The sequence below is a fragment of the Gordonia alkanivorans NBRC 16433 genome (assembly GCF_000225505.1).
In the GTDB taxonomy this organism is placed as follows: domain Bacteria; phylum Actinomycetota; class Actinomycetes; order Mycobacteriales; family Mycobacteriaceae; genus Gordonia; species Gordonia alkanivorans.
Genome location: NZ_BACI01000068.1, coordinates 1 through 21,710, shown reverse-complemented (window position 1 = coordinate 21,710; position 21,710 = coordinate 1). Strand labels below are relative to the sequence as shown.

The 21,710-nt window shown below is 68.6% G+C and carries 23 protein-coding genes and 1 pseudogene; 8 read left to right on the top strand and 16 right to left on the bottom strand.

Going from position 1 to position 21,710, the window contains the following annotated elements; translation table 11 throughout:
* Positions 1-97 precede the first annotated feature (97 nt).
* From GOALK_RS13005 to GOALK_RS12995, 3 genes are read left to right on the top strand one after another with little or no spacing between them, the layout of a single operon-like run.
* Positions 98-1,075, top strand: coding sequence for a heme/hemin ABC transporter substrate-binding protein (locus GOALK_RS13005; protein WP_050918715.1), 978 nt, complete (start codon positions 98-100; stop codon positions 1,073-1,075).
* The gene (locus GOALK_RS13000; RefSeq protein ID WP_006359284.1) at positions 1,072-2,178 is read left to right on the top strand and encodes a FecCD family ABC transporter permease; all 1,107 of its coding nucleotides are present in this window, start codon (positions 1,072-1,074) and stop codon (positions 2,176-2,178) included. Before GOALK_RS13005 ends, GOALK_RS13000 begins: the two co-directional genes overlap by 4 nt.
* Complete coding sequence (locus GOALK_RS12995; RefSeq protein WP_006359283.1) at positions 2,175-2,966, top strand: heme ABC transporter ATP-binding protein; 792 nt, start codon at positions 2,175-2,177, stop codon at positions 2,964-2,966. Before GOALK_RS13000 ends, GOALK_RS12995 begins: the two co-directional genes overlap by 4 nt.
* On the opposite strand, the gene GOALK_RS12990 is transcribed toward GOALK_RS12995, so the two are convergent.
* The 6 genes from GOALK_RS12990 to puuE all read right to left on the bottom strand — a co-directional run bounded on the left by GOALK_RS12990 (position 2,963) and on the right by puuE (position 10,469).
* Entirely contained in the window at positions 2,963-4,801 is a 1,839-nt protein-coding gene (locus tag GOALK_RS12990) for a penicillin-binding transpeptidase domain-containing protein (RefSeq protein WP_040004200.1), read from the bottom strand. The two genes, GOALK_RS12995 and GOALK_RS12990, sit on opposite strands and share 4 nt — an antisense overlap.
* Positions 4,802-4,883: 82 nt before the next feature.
* Positions 4,884-5,720, bottom strand: a complete 837-nt coding sequence (locus tag GOALK_RS12985; protein ID WP_035754163.1) for a GNAT family N-acetyltransferase — start codon at positions 5,718-5,720, stop codon at positions 4,884-4,886.
* 62 nt (positions 5,721-5,782) lie between these two features.
* Positions 5,783-6,970, bottom strand: coding sequence for a flavodoxin-dependent (E)-4-hydroxy-3-methylbut-2-enyl-diphosphate synthase (gene ispG / locus GOALK_RS12980; RefSeq protein ID WP_006359280.1), 1,188 nt, complete (start codon positions 6,968-6,970; stop codon positions 5,783-5,785).
* Between the two features lie 65 nt (positions 6,971-7,035).
* Positions 7,036-8,262 (bottom strand): M50 family metallopeptidase, encoded by a 1,227-nt coding sequence (locus GOALK_RS12975; protein WP_006359279.1) that lies wholly within the window; start codon positions 8,260-8,262, stop codon positions 7,036-7,038.
* Between the two features lie 34 nt (positions 8,263-8,296).
* Positions 8,297-9,469, bottom strand: a complete 1,173-nt coding sequence (dxr, locus tag GOALK_RS12970; RefSeq protein ID WP_035754162.1) for a 1-deoxy-D-xylulose-5-phosphate reductoisomerase — start codon at positions 9,467-9,469, stop codon at positions 8,297-8,299.
* Between the two features lie 13 nt (positions 9,470-9,482).
* Positions 9,483-10,469, bottom strand: a complete 987-nt coding sequence (gene puuE, locus GOALK_RS12965; RefSeq protein WP_006359277.1) for an allantoinase PuuE — start codon at positions 10,467-10,469, stop codon at positions 9,483-9,485.
* A gap of 114 nt (positions 10,470-10,583) precedes the next feature.
* Between puuE and GOALK_RS12960 the strand changes: the two genes are divergently transcribed.
* The gene (locus GOALK_RS12960; RefSeq protein WP_006359276.1) at positions 10,584-10,865 is read left to right on the top strand and encodes a DUF2631 domain-containing protein; all 282 of its coding nucleotides are present in this window, start codon (positions 10,584-10,586) and stop codon (positions 10,863-10,865) included.
* Positions 10,866-10,946: 81 nt separating this feature from the next.
* On the opposite strand, the gene rlmN is transcribed toward GOALK_RS12960, so the two are convergent.
* Complete coding sequence (gene rlmN, locus GOALK_RS12955) at positions 10,947-12,053, bottom strand: dual-specificity RNA methyltransferase RlmN (protein WP_040004199.1); 1,107 nt, start codon at positions 12,051-12,053, stop codon at positions 10,947-10,949.
* Between the two features lie 30 nt (positions 12,054-12,083).
* Between rlmN and GOALK_RS12950 the strand changes: the two genes are divergently transcribed.
* Complete coding sequence (locus GOALK_RS12950; RefSeq protein WP_040004198.1) at positions 12,084-12,518, top strand: LapA family protein; 435 nt, start codon at positions 12,084-12,086, stop codon at positions 12,516-12,518.
* Positions 12,519-12,528: 10 nt separating this feature from the next.
* On the opposite strand, the gene GOALK_RS12945 is transcribed toward GOALK_RS12950, so the two are convergent.
* The 5 genes and pseudogenes from GOALK_RS12945 to GOALK_RS12925 all read right to left on the bottom strand — a co-directional run.
* Positions 12,529-13,395 carry a phosphatidate cytidylyltransferase gene (locus tag GOALK_RS12945; protein WP_006359273.1) on the bottom strand — a complete coding sequence of 289 codons (867 nt, stop codon included), beginning with the start codon at positions 13,393-13,395 and terminating at the stop codon, positions 12,529-12,531.
* On the bottom strand, positions 13,392-13,949 hold the full coding sequence (frr, locus tag GOALK_RS12940) for a ribosome recycling factor (protein ID WP_006359272.1): 558 nt from the start codon (positions 13,947-13,949) through the stop codon (positions 13,392-13,394). The genes GOALK_RS12945 and frr overlap by 4 nt, the downstream gene beginning before the upstream one ends.
* Positions 13,950-14,026: 77 nt before the next feature.
* A complete protein-coding gene (gene pyrH / locus GOALK_RS12935) occupies positions 14,027-14,782 on the bottom strand; it encodes a UMP kinase (RefSeq protein WP_006359271.1) in 756 nt (251 codons plus the stop codon).
* Between the two features lie 41 nt (positions 14,783-14,823).
* A complete protein-coding gene (locus tag GOALK_RS12930) occupies positions 14,824-15,387 on the bottom strand; it encodes a glycosyltransferase family protein (protein ID WP_006359270.1) in 564 nt (187 codons plus the stop codon).
* Positions 15,384-15,920 (bottom strand): annotated as a pseudogene (locus GOALK_RS12925) (alpha/beta hydrolase); the annotation flags it as partial. The gene GOALK_RS12930 and the pseudogene GOALK_RS12925, both read right to left, overlap by 4 nt.
* Before the next feature lie 17 nt (positions 15,921-15,937).
* Here GOALK_RS12925 and GOALK_RS12920 point away from each other — a divergent pair.
* A complete protein-coding gene (locus GOALK_RS12920; protein ID WP_006359268.1) occupies positions 15,938-16,798 on the top strand; it encodes an MFS transporter in 861 nt (286 codons plus the stop codon).
* Here GOALK_RS12920 and tsf read toward each other — a convergent pair.
* Positions 16,770-17,594, bottom strand: coding sequence for a translation elongation factor Ts (gene tsf, locus GOALK_RS12915; protein WP_006359267.1), 825 nt, complete (start codon positions 17,592-17,594; stop codon positions 16,770-16,772). The genes GOALK_RS12920 and tsf overlap by 29 nt on opposite strands.
* A 55-nt stretch (positions 17,595-17,649) precedes the next feature.
* Entirely contained in the window at positions 17,650-18,471 is an 822-nt protein-coding gene (gene rpsB / locus GOALK_RS12910; RefSeq protein WP_005198990.1) for a 30S ribosomal protein S2, read from the bottom strand.
* Positions 18,472-18,733: 262 nt separating this feature from the next.
* On the opposite strand from rpsB, the gene GOALK_RS12905 reads away from it, so the two are divergent.
* A complete protein-coding gene (locus tag GOALK_RS12905) occupies positions 18,734-19,258 on the top strand; it encodes a M23 family metallopeptidase (RefSeq protein WP_006359266.1) in 525 nt (174 codons plus the stop codon).
* Here the strand turns inward: GOALK_RS12905 and GOALK_RS12900 are convergent, their stop codons facing one another.
* Both GOALK_RS12900 and GOALK_RS12895 read right to left on the bottom strand, forming a co-directional pair.
* On the bottom strand, positions 19,259-20,143 hold the full coding sequence (locus GOALK_RS12900; protein WP_040004204.1) for a tyrosine recombinase XerC: 885 nt from the start codon (positions 20,141-20,143) through the stop codon (positions 19,259-19,261). It lies immediately after the preceding gene.
* 68 nt (positions 20,144-20,211) lie between these two features.
* The gene (locus GOALK_RS12895; protein ID WP_006359264.1) at positions 20,212-21,090 is read right to left on the bottom strand and encodes a siderophore-interacting protein; all 879 of its coding nucleotides are present in this window, start codon (positions 21,088-21,090) and stop codon (positions 20,212-20,214) included.
* A 182-nt stretch (positions 21,091-21,272) separates the two neighbouring features.
* Here GOALK_RS12895 and GOALK_RS12890 point away from each other — a divergent pair.
* The coding region (locus tag GOALK_RS12890; protein WP_040004203.1) for a TetR/AcrR family transcriptional regulator at positions 21,273-21,710 on the top strand (438 nt) is incomplete at its 3' end.

The following is a 21,710-nucleotide window of genomic DNA, read 5'->3' as shown; positions in this document are numbered from 1 at the left end:
ACTTCCACGCCACTGGGCGTCGGAAACCGATTCGAAGGTGGTGACGGTGGGCGCGTCGATCAGATCGGTGCGGGCCTTGCTGGTGGTGGTCCTCACCATGGTGCCCGTCTCGGCGTGCTTCGTCACCCCGATCGAACAGGACCGGCACTCCCCCGGTGCGCACCTTCGCAACGGGCCGCAGACGGCCGCCCTCGACGGAAACGACGTGACACCCGTCGCCGACGATCCGAGATCGGCACTGCCGGTCACCGTCGATTCCGTTCGCTACGGACCGGTGACCGTGACCGACACCAGCCGGATCATCGCCGTCGACGTCAGCGGCACCCTCGGCAGCATCGTCTTCGCTCTCGGCATGGGCTCGCGGGTCGTCGGCCGCGACACCTCGACGGCCTTCCCGTCCGCGATCGGACTCCCGGTGGTGACGAACCGCGGGCACAGCCTCAACGCCGAATCCGTTCTGGCCCTTGCACCGACGGTCCTGCTGGTCAGCGAGTCGACGGTACCGGTGACCGCGGTGGACCAGATCCGCGACTCCGGGGTCACCGTCGTGGTGTTCCCCGCCACTCGCGACCTCGCGTCCAACGACACGTTGATGCGGTCGGTCGCCAAGGCACTCGGCGTTCCCGAGGCGGGTGAGAAGCTCGTCGACCGCACCGATGCGCAGATCGAGGCGGCCCGCGATCTCGTCCCCGACCCCTCCGGCGACCCGACGATGGCCTTCCTCTACATCCGCGGCCGCAATCTCCTGCTCCTCGCCGGTCCCGGTTCGGGCGCCGACGATCTGATCGCCGAACTCGGCGGCCGGGACGCCGGTGAGGCGGCCCGGCTCACCGGTGCGTTCACCGCCGTCACCGCCGAGTCGATGATCACCGCCGACCCCGACGTCCTCATCGTCATGACCCAGGGCGCCGACACCGTCGGCGGACCCGACGGGGTGCTGACGCTTCCCGGGATCGCCGACACCGAGGCGGGCCGCAACCGCCGCGTCGTGCAGATGGACGAGAGCAAGATCCTGGCCTTCGGTCCCGATGTCGGACTCGTCCTCTCGGCGCTGGCGAAGGCGATCTACACGTGAGCATCCCGACCGCCGAGACCAGGACCGACGCCGCGGCACCAGTCGCCCGCTCGCACCGGATGCGCAACACCGTCGTCGTCGCCGTGATGCTTCTCGCGACCGCGACGCTCGCGATCGCCTCCGCCGGGATCGGTCAGGTGGAGATCCCACCGTTGGAGGTGCTCGGCAGCATCGCGCACCACTTCCACCTCGAGATCGGGCCGCTGCCCTCACATCCCAACGGCGAAGGGGCGCTCTGGAACGTCCGGTTCCCGCGCATCGTGCTCGGACTGTTCGTCGGTGCCGCACTCGGCGCCGCGGGGTGCCTGCTGCAGGGCGTCCTCGCCAATCCGCTCGCCGAGCCGAGCATCATCGGGGTGTCCTCCGGGTCGGCCATCGGCGCCTGCCTGGTGATCGTCCTCGCGGGTGGCTCGGCGGGAGCCGGTGGGGCCGCCGGGAACTGGGCGCTGGCCGGCGCGGCCTTCCTCTTCGGACTCGTCACCGCCGCCGCGGTCTACCTGCTCTCGCTGCGCGACGGATCGTCGTCGGCGATCATGCTGGTGCTGACCGGTATCGCGGTGAACGCGTTCGCCGCGGGCGTCATTGCCTTCCTGACCTTCGTCGCCTCCACCGCCGCCCGCGAGCAGATCATCTTCTGGCAGCTCGGTTCGCTGGCCGGCCGCACCTGGAGCGAGATCTGGGTGGTGGCGCCACTCGTGGTCGTGGGCGTCGCCGCCTGCGTACTGCTGGTCCACAAACTCGACCTGCTCGCCCTCGGTGAGATCCAGGCGGCGTCGCTCGGCGTCAACGTGGAATCGGTTCGACGTCAGGCGATCGTGCTGACCGCGATCCTCACCGCCGCGGCCGTCGCCTTCGCCGGGATCATCGCCTTCGTCGGCCTCGTGGTCCCGCACGTGATGCGACTCATCGTCGGCCCCAAACACTCGATCCTGCTGCCCACCAGCGTGATCGGTGGCGCGCTGGTCATCACCGGCGCCGACCTCGCGGCCCGCACGATACTCGGCGACGCCGACCTCCCCCTCGGCATGTTCACCGCACTGATCGGCGGGCCGGTCTTCTTCATCCTGCTGCGCCGCAGCCGTCGTGCGGGAGCGGGCTGGTGACCGCCGTCGTGCAACCCCCGGGTACGCCGGGCATCGCCGCCGAGAGCGTCCGGGTCGAGCTCGGCGGCCGTGAGGTCGTCCGCGGTGTGTCCCTGGAGGTCCATGCCGGCGAACTCGTCGCGCTGGTCGGCCCCAACGGATGCGGCAAATCGACGCTGCTGTCGGTGTTGTCGGGCACGCGTCCCCCGAAGAGCGGTCGCGTGACCATCGACGGACGGGACGTGTCGACCACCTCGCTCCGCGAGCTCGCACGACACCGCAGCGTGGTCACCCAGCAGAACCGCGTGGACACCCCGTTCACCGTTGCCGAGGTCGTCGCCATGGGCCGCTATCCCTGGTTGCGGACCCCGCGGGCCGCCGACTCCCCCGCGGTCATCGCCGACGCCGTCGACCTGTGCGAACTCTCCGACATCGTCGACCGCCCCTTCGCCCAGCTGTCCGGCGGACAGCAGGCCCGGGTGTCGCTGGCGCGGGCGCTGGCCCAGGACACCCCGGTGATGATGCTGGACGAGCCGACCGCCGCCCTCGACATCCACCACCAGGAACAGGTCCTCGAGATCCTGCGCATCCACCGCGATGCCGGAAACGCCGTGCTGCTCGTCGTGCACGACCTGACCCTCGCCGCGGCTTACGCCGACCGCATCGCGGTGATGAAACACGGTGAGCTGCTCGCCATCGGTTCCACCGACGAGGTGATGACGGCCGAACTGCTGAGCCGCACCTACGACCATCCGGTCGAGGTCATCGACCACGGCGGGCGGCGGGTGATCCTGCCCGAACGCAGCTAGGGCGTACGGATCGCGTACCCCGGGCCCAGCCCGTCGAATAAGTCGCGGGTGACGGCGACCGCGTTGTTCGAGTCGCCACCGCGGACGACGAGCGTCGCGAAGGCGATGTCGCCGCGGTAGCCGGCGAACCAGGCGTGAGATCCGCCGGCGAATTCGGCCTCACCGGTCTTGCCGAACACCGCTCCACGACCGTCGATGACCGACGCGGTACCGCTGGTGATGACCGCGCGCATCATCGGCCGCAGTTGCTGGTAGACCTCCGGCGGCATCGTCGGGGTCGGCCCCTCGATTTCGGTGGGCTTGTCCAGGATCAGTTGCGGCACCGGGGCTTTGGAACCGTTGGCGACGGTTGCGGCGACGAGCGCCAGGCCGAGGGGTGACACCAGCACCTTGCCCTGGCCGAAGCCGTCCTCGCTGCGTGCGACCAGTTCGTTCTCGATGGGCACCGACCCGGACACCGCGTCGAGGCCGGCGATCGAGTACCGCTGACCGATCCCCATCGCCGCGGCGGCGTGGGCGAGGTCCGACGGACCCATCTGGCTGGCGAGCTTGGCGAACGTGGTGTTGCAGGACGCGGCGAACGCCTGCAGCATCGACACCGTGCCGAGCGAGAAGCCGTTGTAGTTCGGGATCAGGCGCGGACCGATCTGGATCTCCCCCGGGCAGCCGACGGTGGTGTCGGGTCCGGCCATCTTGCGGTTGATGGCGGCAGCCGCGGTGACCATCTTGAAGGTCGAACCGGGCGGGTACAGGCCGGTCGTCGCGATCGGACCCTGCCGGTCGGCATTGGGGTTCTGTGCGACGGCGAGGATTCGGCCGGTGGACGGCTGCACGACGACCATCGCGACCTGAAATCTGTTGGCGGCGTTGACCGCTCGCTGAGCGGCGTTCTGCACGGTCCGCGACAGGCTGAGCGACACGGCGGGCGACGGGTCGGCGTCGTGGTCGGCCAGCACGTCGGCGTCGAGTCCGTTGGGGTTCACCGAGACCACCCGCCAGCCGGCACGTCCGGCGACCTCGCCGTCGACGACCTTCTTGACCTCGGTCAGCAGCGCCGGCGCGAACTTCGGGTCCTTGGGGACCAGCTCGGCCTGTTCGTTGGTGACGACGCCGGGGATCGCGAGCTGGTCGCGCAGCCGGTCGAACTGGGCGTGGGTGAGGCGGGCCAGCGGATACTGCTGACCGTTCGAGGTGACCTGTTCGGTGATCAGCTGCTCGTCGAGGTCGCGGTTGAACCGACGCAGCACGGCGACCGCGCTCGTGACCGAGGACGCGACCGAGGCCCCCTGTTCGGTGGCCTTCTCCGGGTCGAAGTTCACGCCGACGACAGTGCCGTTGACCATGACCTCCGAACCGTCGGCCTCGTTCACCGTCGCCCGGGGCGCCTCGATGATCTGCAGCGAGAGTCGTTGGTCGGCGCCGAGTTTCGGATGGACCGCGGTCGACGCCCAGCGCACCGCCCAGCCGGCGTCGGATCGGCCCAGGCGCAGCGTCGCGTCGTACGACCAGTCACGACCGCGCGGCAGCGCCCAGGTGTAGTCGACCTGCACCTCGGCGGTGTCACCGGTGACGCGGACCCGGCCGGCTTTCGCCTCGAGCTCTTCCGCGGCGAGTCCCGACCACGCCGACTCCATCGCCGAGCGGGAGGTCTGCGGCACGTCGGTGAGGGCGGCCGCGGCGTCGAGTTCCTGTTGCGAGTACGCCTCGAGGAATCGTTCTGCGGCCCGGCGCGGGCCGTCGTCCTCCGCGGACGAGCAGGCGGCGGTCGCGGTGATCACGACAGCACAGACCGCGACGATCACCGCCGGGGTCCATCGAGTTCGCGTGCGCCACATCGCGGTCGAGTCTAGGGCCGCGACGGGCCGATCCCGGGAAGCCACGCGGGAGGCCACGGTGTGACGTCGCCCGGAGATCCGTTCAGTCGACGAGGACGGTCGCGAAGGTACCGACCTCGGTGAACCCGATACGGTCGTACACCGCACGGGCGGTCTCGTTGAAGCTGTTGACGTACAGGCTCGGAAGTCGTCCGTGGGCGGCGACCGCCTCGGCGACGGCCGCGGTGCCACCCAGGCCCAGACCCTCACCGCGTCGGTCCGGCGACACCCACACACCCTGGATCTGGCCGACGCGCCGGGACAGCGACCCGATCTCCGCCTTGAACACGACATCGGGACCGTCGAAACGCGCGAAGACACGTTGCGCCGAGATCAGCGACGCCAGCCGTCTGCGATACGAACGTCCGCCGTCGCCGGCCGTCGGGTCGACGCCGACCTCACCGATGAACATGTCGACCGCGGCCGGCATGTAGGCGTCGAGATCGTCGAGGGTCACCAGCCGCACGGCCGGATCCGACGGGACCGCCGGATTCCCGGACAGGACCAGCAGCGGCTGGACCGGACGCACCTCTCGCGCCGGACCCCAGACGGGCTCGATCTGCTGCCACATCGGCAACACCAGGTCGGCGCGGCCGACGATCGACGAGCAGGCGCGGGGTGCGGCGACCGCGCGATCGGAGAAGTAGTCGAGGTCGTCGGCGGACCCGATCAGCGGGATCAGGTTGGCGCCGGAGAAACACAGCGACGTCGACGGATCGTGCGCGGTCCAGAGTTCACCGCCGAGCAGGCGCGGGTTGATGCCGTGGGTTTCGAACCTCGCGGCGACCATGCACATCGCCACCGGGTCGGACATGAGGACGCGTTCGACGGCTGCCGAGTCACGCGCGCCGAGCGGTTTGTCGCCCAGTAGCTTCAGCACCACCGCTCCTCACTTCCCCATGGGGACTCGCGACAGCGCCCGTTCGGTTCGGGTCGCGGACCCTAGGAGACGGTGACCACCGGCGGGCCGACGTGCGTGCCGTCTCCAGTTTCCCCTGATTCCTCGGCAATCCGCAGCGCTTCTTCGATCAATGTCTCCACGATCTGCGCCTCCGGCACGGTCTTGATGACCTCGCCCTTGACGAAGATCTGACCCTTGCCGTTTCCGGAGGCGACGCCGAGGTCGGCCTCGCGGGCCTCACCCGGTCCGTTGACCACGCAGCCCATGACGGCGACGCGCAGCGGGACCTCCATGCCCTCGAGGCCTGCGGTCACCTCGTCGGCCAGCTTGTAGACGTCGACCTGGGCACGGCCACACGACGGGCACGACACGATCTCGAGCTTGCGGGGACGCAGGTTGAGCGACTGCAGGATCTGGTCGCCGACCTTGATCTCCTCGGCCGGCGGCGCCGACAGCGACACGCGGATGGTGTCGCCGATGCCCTCGCTCAGCAGTGCACCGAAGGCCACGGCCGACTTGATGGTGCCCTGGAACGCCGGACCGGCCTCGGTGACGCCGAGATGCAGCGGGTAGTCGCACTGGGCGGCCAGCTGGCGGTAGGCCTCGACCATGATCACCGGGTCGTTGTGCTTGACCGAGATCTTGATGTCCCCGAAGCCGTGCTCCTCGAACAGACCCGCCTCCCACAGCGCCGACTCGACGAGCGCCTCGGGCGTCGCCTTGCCGTATTTCTGCAGGATGCGCTTGTCCAGGGAGCCCGCGTTCACGCCGATGCGGATCGGGATGCCCGCGTCCCCGGCGGCTTTCGCGACCTCTTTCACGCGGCCGTCGAATTCCTTGATGTTGCCCGGGTTCACGCGCACCGCCGCACACCCCGCGTCGATCGCGGCGAAGATGTACTTCGGCTGGAAGTGGATGTCGGCGATGACCGGGATCTTGGACTTCTTCGCGATGATCGGCAGCGCCTCGGCGTCCTCGGGTCGCGGGCAGGCCACGCGCACGATGTCGCAGCCCGACGCGGTGAGTTCCGCGATCTGCTGCAGGGTCGCGTTGATGTCGTGGGTCTTGGTGGTCGTCATCGACTGCACCGAGATGGGGTGGTCACTGCCGACGCCGACCGAGCCGACGAACAGCTGCCGGGTCTTGCGGCGCGGGGCCAGCACCGGCGGGGGTCCGGCCGGCATGCCGAGCCCGATCGGCACGGCGTTGGCAGGAGTCGGGGCGTTCATCGCATTCACCTCTGGGATTCGGGTGTGGGTGTGTCGGGTGTCTGGTGGGAATTCGTTGTGGGAGGTCACCACGGATTGATCGGGTTGACGATGTCGGCGGTGAGGGTGAGCACCATGAAGCCGGCCATCACCACCACCGCGGCGTAGGTGATCGGGAGCAGCTTGTAGTAGTCGACTGCCGCGCCGGGGACCCGGCCGAACCAGCGACGGACGGTGTCGCGGCCCTTCTCATAGCCGACGATCGCCATGTGTCCGCCGTCCAGCGGCAGCAGCGGGACCAGGTTGAACAGGCCGAGGAAGAAGTTGATGCTGATCAGCAGCATCCAGAACATGTCCCACAGGCCGCGTTCGACCGCCTGGCCGCCGAGCACCGAGGCACCGTAGACGCTGACCGGGGTGTCGAGCGCGCGCTCGCCACCGGTCACCGCGGTCCACAGTGCACCGATCTTGGTGGGCAGCGACAGGAGCGCGTTCCAGGTCTCCTTGATCAGGTCGCCGGTGAAGACGAAAGCACCCGGGATCACGTCGAGGCCGCTGAAGTCCTTGATCGCCGGCGGGGCGTCGTAGGCGATGCCGACCATGTTGTAGGACACGCTCTCGGTGGTGCCGTCGGCGCGCTTGGCGGTGACGGTGACCGGCTCGGGCGTCATCGTCAGGTCGAGGCGTTCACCGGCGCGGTCGACGGTGAGGACCACCGGGCCCGTGGACTCACGGATGACCGGGGTCAGGTCCGCGGCCTTGCCGACGGGTGTCCCGTTGATGGCCACGATCTCGTCGCCCGGGCGCAGACCCGCGGCGGCCGCTGGTCCGCCGCCGGTGCAGGGCGAGTTGGTCTGCTCGCCGTCGGCGATGGTGATCGTCGACGACACGCACTGGGTCTCGGCGACCTTCGCCGGGGTCGGCGGCGGGCTGAGATCGGGCAGCCCGAAGGTGAGGCCGACGATGATGATCAGGACGAAGCCGAGGATGAAGTTCTGCGCGGGACCGGCGAACAGCACGACGAGGCGTTTCCAGGCCTTCTGCTTGTACATCGCCCGGTCCTGCTCGTCGGCGGTGAGCTCCTCGTGCGGGGTCATGCCCGCGATGTCGCAGAAGCCGCCGAGCGGGATCGCCTTGAGTCCGTACTCGGTCTCGCCGCGGCGCGTCGACCAGATCGTCGGCCCGAAGCCAACGAAGTAGCGACGGACCTTCATGCCGGTTGCCTGTGCGGCCCACATGTGACCGCACTCATGCCAGGCGACCGACAGCAACAGCGCCACCGCGAAGAGCGTGACACCGATCGCGAAACTCACGTACTCACTCCATCCAGATCACGATGCGCACCGATCACGACGAGGCGGCGACCAGCTGTGCGGCGCGCTCCCGGGCCCACCGATCGGCGGCGAAGACCTCCTCCACAGTACCTGGCTCGACTCGCCACTGATCCGCCTCGCCGAGCACCTCACCGATGATCTCGACGATCCGCGGAAAACGGATCGTACCTGCGAAGAAGCCCGCGGCGGCCGCCTCGTTCGCGGCGTTGTACACCGCGGTGAGACTCCCGCCACCCCGTCCCGCCTCCCGGGCGAGCTCGATCGCCGGGAAGACCTTGTCGTCGACGGGCTCGAACGTCCACGCCGAGGCGGTGGAGAAGTCGCACGCGGTCGACGATCCGGGGACACGATCCGGCCAGCCCAGTGCCAGCGCGATGGGCAGCTTCATCGACGGCGGCGACGCCTTGGCGACGGTCGCGCCGTCGACGAAGGTCACCATCGAGTGCACGATCGACTGCGGATGGACGGTGACGTCGATGTGGTCGTAGTCGACGTCGAAGAGCAGGTGCGCCTCGATGACCTCGAGGGCCTTGTTGACCAGGGTCGCCGAGTTGAGGGTGATCATCGGGCCCATCGACCAGGTGGGATGGCGCCCGGCCTGCTCGGGGGTGACGTTGTGGAGCTGTTCGGCCGACCAGCCGCGGAACGGTCCGCCCGACGCGGTGAGGACCAAGCGGTCCACCTCGGCGGCGGTTCCGGCGCGCAGACACTGGGCAATGGCCGAATGCTCGGAGTCGACGGGGACGATCTGGTCGGGAGCCGCCGCATCGAGGACGAGCGACCCGCCGGCGACGAGGGACTCCTTGTTCGCGAGCGCGAGACGCGCACCCGTCCGCAGCGCGGCGAGCGAGGGCGCCAGGCCGATCGAACCGACCACGGCGTTCAGCACCACATCGGTTCCGCCGTCGGCGGCGACCGCATCGATCAGGTCGCACATGGCTTCGGTGCCACCGAGAACCGGCGCTCCGAGTCGTTCGGCGAGCTCGGCGGCGCGAGCCTCGTCGGCGACGGCCAGCCGAGATGCGGGGACCCCGAAGGCCGCGGCCTGATCGGCCAGCCGGTCGAGGTTCCCGCCACCCGCGCCGAGACCGGCGACCTCGAAGCGGTCGGGATGTTCGGCGATCACCTCGAGCGCCTGAACGCCGATGGAGCCGGTCGAACCGAGGATCAAGACACGTGTGGGCACGTTGTCCATTGTGTCAGCCGGCCGGGTGCACCTTCCGCCAGTGTTCGGCGATGTCGATCCGGCGGGTGATCCACACGTCGTCGTGGGACCCGATGTGGTCGAGGAACCGCTCGAGAGCCGCCAGCCGTGCCGGCCGGCCCACGAGCCGGCAGTGCAGTCCGACGGACAGCATCTTCGGCGCACCCTCGACGCCCTCGCGGTAGAGCACGTCGAAGGCATCGCGCAGATGCGCGAAGAACTGCTCCCCCGACGGAAAGCCGCCGGGCGAGGAGAACCGCATGTCGTTGGTGTCGAGGGTGTAGGGCACGACCAGGTGATCGACGAGTTCGTCGCCGCGCGGGACCTTCACCCAATACGGCAGATCGTCGGCGTAACTGTCGGAGTCGTAGGTGAATCCGCCCTGTTCGACGACGAGGCGCCGCGTGTTGGGTGAGTCCCGGCCGGTGTACCAGCCGCGTGGGCGTTCACCGGTGATCTCGGTGAGCAGTTCGATGCCTGCGCGCATGTGATCACGTTCGACCTCGGGGTCGATCAGCTGATAGTTGAGCCACCGGTAGCCGTGGCACGCGATCTCGTGGCCGCGATCGACGAAGGCCGCCGCCACCTCGGGGTTACGGGCCATCGCCTGGGAGACCGCGAAGATCGTCAGCGGCAACCCGCGGCGGTCGAAGGCGCGCAGGACCCGCCACACCCCGGCCCGCGAGCCGTACTCGTACATGCTCTCCATGCTCATGTGCCGGTTCGGGAAAGGCTGGGCGCCGACCATCTCCGACAGGAAGGTCTCACTGCCGCGGTCGTTCTCGAGCACGTTGTTCTCGCCGCCCTCCTCGTAGTTGAGAACGAACTGGACGGCGATCTTCGCGTCGCCGGGCCACTGCGGATTCGGTGGCGTGGCACCGTATCCGACCATGTCGCGGGGATAGGCCTCGGCGCGGTAGTCGGCCAGGGAACGGCCCGCACCCGGGCCATCGCGGAACTCGGACGAAGACATGTGCCGCATTCTGTCACCGAATCACCCACCGGGCTCGGTCGGCGAGATCACCGTGCCGCTATGCTGATCGAGAACTACTACCGTTCGTCAGACTTCTGACGACCCGCGCTGTGAGGAGTGGCTGTGGCAAGCACCGATGTGGAGCACACTGGCGGACACGCCGACGTCATCGACACCGGCTGGCGTCGTGAGCCCGCCGATGCACCGTCGGCTCGTTTCGGCTGGTTCGGATCGGCGACGAAGACCTTCTACGGTGCCGCCATCTTCTTCGCGGCCTTCCTGCTGCTCATGATGATCGGCAACCACACCGGCCACGTCGAGGACCTCTGGCTCATCGCCTTCGCGGTCGGAGTCCTGTACTTCGTGGTGCGCGGCTGGTGGATGAACCGCGGCAAGTGGTCCTGACGCACCCCTGACCCAGACATTCGAAAAACGCTGAACGGCTTTGCCGTTCAGCGTTTTTTTGTGTCCACAGCCTCCTGCGGGCTAGCGCTCTTCGGCGGCGAGCTGGCCGCAGGCCGCGGCGATCTCCTGCCCGCGGGTGTCGCGCACCGTGCAGGACACGCCCTGTTCGCGGACGCGGCGCACGAACTCCCGTTCCACCGGCTTGGGACTGGCATCCCACTCCGAGCCCGGTGTGGGGTTGAGCGGGATGAGGTTCACGTGCACGAGGGAGCCGAGCGCCTTGTGCAGCTTCTGTCCCAGCATGTCGGCCCGCCAGGGCTGGTCGTTGACGTCGCGGATCAGCGCGTACTCGATGGAGACGCGGCGTCCGGTGGTGTCGGCGTAGTAGCGCGCGGCCTCCAGCACCTCGGCCACCGACCAACGGTTGTTGACCGGCACGAGGGTGTCGCGCAGTTCGTCGTCGGGGGTGTGCAGGGACACCGCGAGCGTGACCGCGAGGCCCTCATCGGCGAGACGCCGGATCGACGGGGCGAGACCGACGGTCGAGACGGTCACCGATCGCGCCGAGATCCCGAGCCCGTCGGGTGCCGGCGAGGTGATCTGGCGGACGGCACTGACGACGCGCTTGTAGTTCGCGAGCGGCTCGCCCATGCCCATGAACACGACGTTCGACAGGCGTCCCGGCTCGCCGAGTTCTCCGTCGCGCAGGGCACGCGCCGCGGCCCGCACCTGGTCGACGATCTCGGCGGTCGACAGGTTGCGGTCGAGGCCACCCTGTCCGGTGGCGCAGAACGGGCAGGCCATGCCGCAGCCGGCCTGACTGGAGATGCACAGCGTGTTGCGCTCGGTGTAGCGCATCAGCACGCTCTCGAGGAGAGTGCCGTCGTGCAGGCGCCACAGGGTCTTGCGGGTCGAGTCGTCGTCGCACGAGATGTGCCGCACCGGCGTGAGGAGCTGCGGGAAGAGCTTTTCTCGCACGGCGTCGCGGGAGGCCGCGGGCAGATCGGTCATCTCCTCGACGTCGCCGTTGAGGCGCGCGTAGTACTGCCGGGCCAGCTGATCGGCCCGGAACTTCGGGAGACCCAATTCGGCCAGCGCCGCGACGCGGCCGGCGGCGTCGAGGTCGGCGAAGTGTGTCGGCGGCAGCCCACGTTTGGGCGCGTCGAACACCAGCGGTAATGAGGTCATCGGGCCATTGTCGCATGTCATGATGAACCCATGACCACACCCGATCGCCGACGAACCGGGAATCCGGTCCCCCAGTGGGGTTCGCAGGGCGAGCCCCACCCCGCTCATGACGCCGTGCCCGTCCCCGAGCCCGCACCCGTGACCCCGGTACCGGCCGCGGATGATCACGACGCCGTGCTGGCCGAGCGCGACCGTCTGCGCCAGACCGTCGCCGACGTCGAGCACACCCGCACCCGCGCGACCTGGTTCGGCGTCGTCATCGGCGCGATCATCCTGGTCCTGCTGCTGGTGTTCATCGTGCAGAACCTGGAGAGTCAGCGGATCGAGCTGATCTTCTGGGAGGTCAACCTCCCGCTCGGGGTGAGCCTGCTGATCGCCGCGATCGCGGGTGCGTTGATCGTCGCCATCATCGGCGGTCTGCGCATGTTGCAGCTGCGTCGGGCGCTGAAGAGGGCCGCCGGGTAGGTCGGGCTCCCTACAGCAGAGCCGTCAGCACCGCCCACACCACGAACGCCGAGGGCAGCAGGCTGTCGAGGCGATCCATGATGCCGCCGTGGCCCGGCAGCAGCGTGCCCATGTCCTTGATGCCGAGATCACGCTTGACCTGCGACTCCACCAGGTCGCCGAGCGTTGCGCACACGACCAGCACGGGTCCGAGGATCAGACCGATCCACCAGTGGCTGCCGATCAGGAACGTGATGCAGCCGACCGCGCCGATCGTGCCGACGAGCAGCGAACCGACGAGACCCTCCCAGGACTTCTTGGGGCTGATCGCCGGCGCCATCGGGTGCCTGCCGAACATGACACCGGCGGCGTATCCGCCGACGTCGGAGCAGACGACGACCACCATGAGGGTCGCGACCCGGGCGGCGCCGTCCTCCTGCGTGACGAGGTGGACGCCGAAAGACGCCAGGAGCGGTAGCCAGGCCAGCACGAACACCGTGAGGGCGAGGTCCTTGAGGTAGTTCTCCGGTGCGTTCGAGATGCCCTGGGCGAGCAGTTTCCACACCATCGACACCAGCACGGTCGCGACGAACGCGACCAGCACGCCGGTGGGCCCGTACGGCCAGCTGACCCAGATGATGGCCTGACCGCCGATGAGCAGCGGCCAGAACGCGACGTTGTACCCCGCGGTCTGCAGCCGCTTGGTGACCTCCCAGGTCGCGATCGCGAAGGCGACCGCGACGAGGACGTACCAGAGCATCGGCGCGAACAGCAGGATCAGGATGATGCTGACGCCGAGAGTGCCTCCGACCGCGATGGCGGCCGGCAGGTCACGACCTGCCCGTGACTTCTTCTCGGGGCCGGTCTTGTTCTCGGGGTCGGATGCCTTCTCGCTCACACCTCGAGCAATTCGTCTTCTTTGTGCTTCACCAATTCGTCGACCTGATGCACATACGTGGCCGTGGTCTTGTCGAGTTCCTTCTCAGCACGGGTGACCTCGTCCTCGCCCGCCTCGCCGTCCTTCTGGATGCGCTTGAGCTCGTCGGCGGCCTTGCGGCGCACGTTGCGGATGGCGACCTTCGCGTCCTCACCCTTGCCCTTGGCCTGCTTCACCAGGTCGCGGCGACGCTCCTCGGTGAGCTGCGGGATGGCGACGCGGATGATCGTGCCGTCGTTGGTCGGGTTCACGCCGAGATCGGAGTTGCGGATCGCGGTCTCGATGTCACGGAGCGTCGACGCCTCGTACGGCTTGATGACGACCAGGCGCGGCTCGGGCGTGTTGATCGACGCGACCTGCGTCACCGGGGTCATGGAGCCGTAGTACTCGATGTTGATCCTGTTGAACATGGCCGGGTTCGCACGTCCGGTGCGGATGGAGCCCATGTCCTCCTTGGCGACGTTGACCGCCTTCTCCATCTTCTCCTCGGCGTCGAGCAGCGCGTCGTCGATCATCTTCGTCCTTGTTCCGTTCCGTAGGGCCTGGCAGGCCTTTTCTCGTGCGGGCCGTGTTCTCGTGGGGTCGCGGGCTGCTAGGTGCTGACCAGCGTGCCGATCCGGTCACCGGCCACCGCCCTGGCGATGTTGCCCTGTTGGAGCAAATTGAACACCAAGATCGGCATCTTGTTGTCCATACACAGACTGAAGGCGGTCGCGTCGGCGACCTTGAGTTCCTTGTCGAGGACCTCGCGGTGGGTGATCTCGGTGAACAGCCTGGCGTTCGGATCGGTCCGCGGGTCGGCGTCGTAGACACCGTCGACGGCCTTGGCCATGAGGACCACCTCCGCCTTGATCTCCAGCGCACGCTGGGCCGCGGTGGTGTCGGTGGAGAAGTACGGCATGCCCATGCCGGCGCCGAAGATGACCACGCGCCCCTTCTCGAGGTGGCGCTGGGCGCGCAGCGGCAGGTACGGCTCGGCGACCTGGCCCATGGTGATGGCGGTCTGCACGCGGGTGCTGATGCCGCGCTTCTCCAGGAAGTCTTGCAGAGCAAGGCAATTCATCACGGTGCCGAGCATGCCCATGTAATCCGAGCGGCTGCGGTCGAGGCCGCGCTGCTGCAGTTCGGCCCCGCGGAAGAAGTTGCCGCCGCCGATGACGACGGCCACCTGGACGCCGGAGTTCACGACGTCGGCGATCTGATCGGCCACGGTCGCCACGACGTCCGGGTCCAGACCGACCTCTCCCCCGCCGAACATCTCACCGCCCAGCTTCAACAGGACTCGTTTGAATCCGGAACGCTCGGCCTTCTTGAGATCGGATGGGGTGGGATCGGGCGCTTCGCTCATTCGCTTCCTCACTCGTCGGTTCGGTGGACTATGTTACGTCCTCACCGAATGCGACTCGCGACACGCGTACTCCTCGGTCCGGGCCGGCATCGGAAACGTCCGCACACACCGATACCCGTCGCCGTCGGGCAGAAACTGTGCCAGGGGGCCTGCGAGTCCTCGATCCCGAGCCGTTCGAGCAGGGTGGCGACGATCTGGCGCGCCACCGGGCCGAGCTCCACCAGCGGGCGACTCCGCGATTCCCGGACGCCCAGATCGACCTGACCGACGGCATCTGTCCCGAACTCCGCGAGGGTGTCGAGGAGGATGCCGATGTCGACGCCGTGGCCGGGCGCGAACGGGATCGACGTCAGCAGGTCGCGTGTCCCGGCGAGGTCACCGCCGACCGGTTGGATGATCCCCGCCAGCTCGGGACACAGCGACGCGACCAGGGGCCGCACCAGCAACTCCGTGACACGACCGCCACCGGCCGGATCCCGGCGGTACCCCTTGACCAGCTGCAGGCCCGGGGTGGTGAGCAGCGGGCCGAGCATCCGGGAGACATCCGCCGGTTCAGGGTCGACGACGTCGGCATCGACGAAGACGACGAGGTCGTCGGGGGTCACCCGGCGAGTGCCGCGCGGAACTGGGGCCAGGCGCGGTGCAGTTCGTCCTGCCAGTACGGCCACGAGTGGGTGCCGCCCTCGTACAGATGGAAGGTCGCCGGCACCCCGAGCTCCCGCATCCGACGCTGCAGATTGCGGGTGCACTCCGCCGTGGCGGTCTCGATCACCGCGCCCACGGCGAGCTGGTCGAACAGCTTGGAACCGTTGCCGTCGATGCCCGGCCCGTCGATCGTGTCGTAACGCCCCGGCGCACCGGAACCGTTGGACACGTAGATCGACTTGCCGCGGAACGACTCCGCATGCACGAAGGGATCGTTGGCGCGCCACGCCGGACTCGTCGGCGGCCCCCACATGTTGAGGGTGTTGCCGTGGCCGCGCCCCTCGACGACCATGCGCACCACGGCCTGCCCCAGCGGATCGCTCGTCTGCGCGCACCCGCTGAACGAACCGAGCGCCTCGTACAGTTCGGGCGCGTGCAGCGAGAGCTGGAACACCGAGGTGCCGGCCATCGAGATCCCGGCGACCGCGTTGCGCGGGATTCTTCTTCACCGTGTCGATTTCCGCGCAGTTCGGTCTCGGGTACTCGGCACTGGACACCGGACTTCTCGCATTGCCGTTCGCCGGCGGGGCGGCCGTGGGGTCGGTCGCGTCGCCGTGGGCCGTCGCCCGGATGGGCGCGCCCCGGGTGCTGCTCGGCGGTGTGGTCACCGTCGGGGTGGCGTTCGCATGGATCGCGATGACCCTCGACCCGGCGTCGGAAATCCTTCCGGTGGGCGCGATCCTGGCTCCCCTGGTACTCGGCGGGGTGGGCACGGGATTGTTCGTCGCACCCCTTCAGGCGGTCATCCTCTCCGACACCTCGCCGGAAACGGTCGGGTCGGCCAGCGGCACGATCCCCACCGTGCAGCAGATAGGGGCGTCGATCGGCCTGGCGCTGGTGACGATGTTCTTCTTCGGCCAGGTGGCCGGGCAGACCGACACCAGTGTGCCCGCGGTACGCGCCGAACTCGCCGTCGCCCTGGAGGATTCGCCGGTCGACCCGATGTTCCGGCCGACCGTCGCCGACCGGTTCGCCTGGTGTGCGACGCAACAGCTCACCTCACCGCATCCGGAGCGACCGGTCCCGGGATGCGCCGACACCCCGGCGAACAGCGCCGTCGCGGCGATCGCCGCCGACGCGCAGCCTTACACGCAGGAGGCGGCGCGGGCCGTCACCGCGCGCACCTTCCTGGACGCGTTCCGCACGACGCTGTGGGTGCTGGCCGCACTCGCCATCGGCGTCGGCGGTTTGACATTCGTGTTGCGGCGCAACGACAACCGCCCCGCCTCCACGATGGGAGACGGGGCGGTCGAGTCGTCGTCCGGGGAGACCCCGGAGGCGATCAGGCCTGTCCGACCTCGAAGCGGGTGAAGCCGTTGACGGTCACACCGGCCTCGTCGAGCAGAGCCTTGACGGTCTTCTTCGAATCCTGGACCGACGGCTGGTCGAGCAGCACGACGTCCTTGTAGAAGCCGTTGACCCGACCCTCCACGATCTTGGGCAGAGCCTGCTCCGGCTTGCCCTCCTCCTTGGCGGTCTGCTCGGCGATACGACGCTCGTTCTCGACGACGTCCGCGGGGACCTCTTCGCGAGTGGCGTACTTGGCCTTGAGAGCTGCGACCTGCATGGCGGCGCCGCGAGCGGCCTCTGCGGCACCCTCGCCCTCACCGGTGTAGGACACCAGCACGCCGACGGCGGGCGGGAGGTCCGAAGCACGCTTGTGCAGGTACACGGCGACCGGGCCGTCGTAGAAGACGACGCGACGGAGCTCGAGCTTCTCGCCGATCTTGGCCGAGAGCGCGGCGATGGCCTCGTCGACCGTGCCGCTGCCGAGAGCAGCCTTCTTCAGCTCCTCGACATCGTTGGTCTTGGCCTCGGCGGCGGCGGTGACGATGTCATCGGCGAGCTTCTGGAACTCGTCGTTCTTGGCGACGAAGTCGGTCTCGGAGTTGATCTCGATCAGCGCACCGCCCTTGGCGGCGACCAGGCCCTCGGCGGTGGAGCGCTCAGCGCGCTTGCCCACGTCCTTGGCGCCCTTGATGCGCAGCTCCTCGACGGCCTTGTCGAAATCACCGTCGTTGTTGGCCAGCGCGTTCTTGCAGTCCAGCATTCCAGAACCGGTGAGTTCGCGAAGTCGCTTCACGTCGGCTGCGGTGTAGTTCGCCATCGTTGGCGAGCCTCCTTCGAAAGAGTGTGGTGGGACCGAATTGCTGCGGCAGGTGTTACTGGGCAGCCGGCGCGTCGGTGGCTGCTTCGCCACCGGCCGGAGCGGCGGCCTGGGTCAGCAGCTCCTGCTCCCACTCGGCGAGCGGCTCGCCTGCGGCTGCCTCCGGCTTGGCGTCGCCACCGGCAGCACCGGCGCGGGCCTGCAGGCCCTCGGCGACGGCCGAGGCCACGACGCGGGTCAGCAGAGCAGCCGAACGGATGGCGTCGTCGTTGCCCGGGATCGGGTAGTCGACGAGGTCGGGGTCGCAGTTGGTGTCCAGGATCGCGATGACCGGGATGTTCAGCTTGCGAGCCTCACCGACGGCGATGTGCTCCTTGTTGGTGTCGACGACCCACACGGCCGAGGGAACCTTGGCCATGTCGCGGATACCGCCGAGCGTGCGCTCGAGCTTGTTCTTCTCGCGGGTCAGCATCAAGATCTCCTTCTTGGTGCGACCCTCGAAGCCACCGGTCTGCTCCATGGTCTCCAGCTCCTTCATGCGCTGGAGACGCTTGTGCACGGTGTTGAAGTTGGTGAGCATGCCGCCGAGCCAACGCTGGTTGACGTAAGGCATCCCGACGCGGGTGGCCTCAGCGGCGATGGACTCCTGAGCCTGCTTCTTGGTGCCGACGAAGAGGATGGTGCCGCCGTGGGCGACGGTCTCCTTGACGAACTCGTAGGCCTTGTCGATGTAGGTCAGCGTCTGCTGCAGATCGATGATGTAGATGCCGTTGCGGTCGGTGAAGATGAATCGCTTCATCTTCGGGTTCCAACGGCGGGTCTGGTGCCCGAAGTGTGCGCCGCTGTCAAGCAGCTGCTTCATGGTCACGACAGCCATGAGATTTCCTTTTGTCGCAGTTGTCTGTCGGCACCGGGTTGGTGTCGACCCTGGCGCCTGCCGGCGGATGTCACCCGATTTCGGTCGATGACCGGGTCGGGACTGCACATTCGGCGTGTTGTCGCAGGCGCGCGAAGTCACCCCATCAACAACCGATGAGGTGCGGACCAGAGTTTACGCGCGTCGACCAGCGAAAACCAAAACGCTCCGGTCCCCTGCCCGGGCGACGGATCCGGATCGCGTTCCGGTGCGTCCAACAGGAATGCAGACCTCGGGTTCCCGCACCGCGTTGGCGGCGTCCTTGTTCCTGGTCGTGCTGTACTCGACGCCGCCCCAGGTTACCGCCGCGCCTCGTCCCTATTCAGCGCCGCTGCCGCCCCGTCCCACCGTCGTGACCGGCTTCGATGCGCCGGAGAAACGGTGGCAGCCGGGGCACCGGGGCGTCGACCTGGCGGCCGTACCCGGTGTCGCGGTCTCCACGGCGGGTGCCGGTCGTGTGCGGTTCGCCGGCCGGGTGGCGGGTCGGCCGGTGGTCTCGGTGCAGCATCCGGACGGGCTGATCACCACCTATGAGCCCGTCGAGGCCACCGTCGGCGAGGGCGACCCCGTGTCCCGGGGCGACACGATCGGCACACTCGTCGCTGGGCATCCCGGATGTCCGACGCTCACGTGCCTGCACTGGGGCGCTCGACGCGGGGTGGGGCGCGATGCCGAGTACCTGAATCCCCTGGGTCTGCTCGGGGCCGTGCGGGTGCGGCTCAAACCGCTGAACGCCGGAGAACCCTGATCAGGCCCGGGGATGCGCCTGACGGTGCACTGCGCGGAGGCGTTCGACGCTCACATGGGTGTAGATCTGCGTCGTCGCCAGCGAGGAGTGTCCGAGCAGTTCCTGTACGACGCGTAGGTCGGCGCCACCTTCGAGGAGATGCGTCGCGGCGCTGTGCCGGAGGCCGTGCGGCCCCATCGCCGGGCCACCGGCGGCCTGGACCGCGCCGGACACCACCGACCGTGCCATCCGCTGGTCGAGCCGGCCGCCACGTGCTCCCAGTAGCAGTGCAGCTCCCGAGGTGTCGGTGGCCAGTGCGGGACGCCCCTGTCGCAACCAGTCGTCGATGGCCTTGGCCGCGGGTTCGCCGTAGGGCACGGACCGTTCCTTGTCGCCCTTGCCGATCACGCGCAGGATTCGACGCCCCGTGTCGATGTCGTCGATGTCCAGCCCGCACAGTTCGCCGACGCGAATCCCGCTGGCGTACAACAACTCCAGGATCAACCTGTCCCGGAGTGAGATCGGGTCGTCGGGGTCACGATCCTGTGCGGTCGCACCGATCGCGGCGTCGGCCTGGCCGGGCGCGAGGACGGCCGGCAGTGTGCGATGGGCCTTCGGGGCCTTGAGTCGCTGTGAGGGGTCGGCGGCCATGATGCCCTCGCGAACCGCCCACGCGCAGAAGGTCTTCGCCGCGGAGACCTGCCGCGCGATCGTCGTGCGGGCGGCGCCGCGCCGCGTCAGTTCGGCCAGCCAGGCACGCAGGAGGGCGAGGTCGATGTCGGCCGCAGCGATTCCCCGGGCACCCGCGAACGACAGCAGCGCACGTGCACCACCGACATAGGCGCGGATGGTGTGTTCACTGCGACCCTTCTCCAGGCGCAGGTGATCGGCGAAGTCGTCGAGCATGCCCGTCAGCACAGCGCGCGACTGGAGCGGGTGCAACCCCACACGCGGTGCCGTGGCCGGATCGATGCCTACGTACTCGGTGGCCGGCCGGCCGGCGCGCCTTCCTCGGCGGCGCGCAGTTCGGCCTTCCATGTCCGGAAGCCCTCTTCCGTGCGGCCGCGGCGCCAGTACCCGGAGATCGAGGCGTTGGCCGGACTGACCTTGCGTTCCTTGCGAATGTAGCTGCGCAGGTTGTGCATGACGGCCTGCGCCTCACCGTGGATGAAGACGTGGGGTTCGCCGTCGAGCCATTCCGCGTTGCGGACGGCGGCGATGAGGGGCGCGTTGTCGCCGGCGACCGAGTCGTCGACCTCGCCGGCCGCTCCACCGCGGTGGACCCAGACGATCTCCGCACCCGGGGGTGCGATGAGGTCGAGTTCGTCCTCGGGTCCGGCGACCTCGATGAACACCTTGGCGATCGCGTCGGCGGGCAGCGCCTCGAGTGCCGCGGCCACGGCGGGCAGTCCCGCCTCGTCGGCCGCGAGGAGATGCCACGCGGCGTCGGACTTGGGCCGGTATCCGCTGCCCGGGCCGATGAACCGAACGGTCTCGCCCGGCTCCACCGATGCGGCCCACGGTCCGGCGATGCCCTCGTCGCCGTGGACGACGAAGTCGACGAGGATCTCGCGAGCCTGCGGGTCGACGCGGCGAACCGTGTAGGTGCGCAGGACCGGTTGCTGTTCGGGCGGGAGTGTCGTCCGGACTTCCTGGAGGTCGAACGGCTCCGGGTAGGTCACGCCCTCCGGCGCGAAGATGAACTTCACGTACATGTCCGTGTCGGGGTCACCGGATGTACCGACCGCCGCCTGGAAGTCGTCGAAACCCTCGCCACCGAGGTACAGGCGGACGAAGTGCGGGCTGATCTGCTCGCGACGGAGCACCGTCATCGTGTTCACACGCTTGGCCATGGGACCTCCTTGTCGCGTTCACCTTACGCCTTCAACTTAGGTGAGCCTAAGAGCCGGTGCGGGTTCGTCCGGGGAAGGCACTGGTGGCCCTTTGTAAGGTTTTCTCACGATCAAGCGATGTGATCCGAGAGTTCGCAATTCTTGAGATCAGACGTCGCGAGACCCCGACCAGAGGCGATTCCATGCCGGACCAACCAGTGGAACCCCAGCCCGTAGAAGACAGCGCTCCCGTCCGCGGATCGCGTCTCGGGGCCGACGACTGGCTCGACGCGGCCGTGGAGGTCCTGCTCGAGGACGGCATCGGCGGGCTGAAGATCTCGCGGCTCAGCTCCCGGCTCGGGGTCACCAAGGGCAGCTTCTACTGGCACTTCACCGACATCGCGACGATGAAGTCCGAGCTCGCCGACCACTGCCGGAAGGTCCAGGCCGCGGCCGTCACCCGGCTCGCGAACCTCGAGGAGCTCCCTCCGGTCGAGCGGATAGAGGGTATGGCAGGGCTCATCTCCGATCCCCGGCGCTGGCGGATGGAAGCCGCGATGCGCCGGTGGGCAGAGACCGACGGGTCGATCGCCGACTCGATCGCCGAGCTCGACGGACAGATCTTCCAGATCTCCCATCAG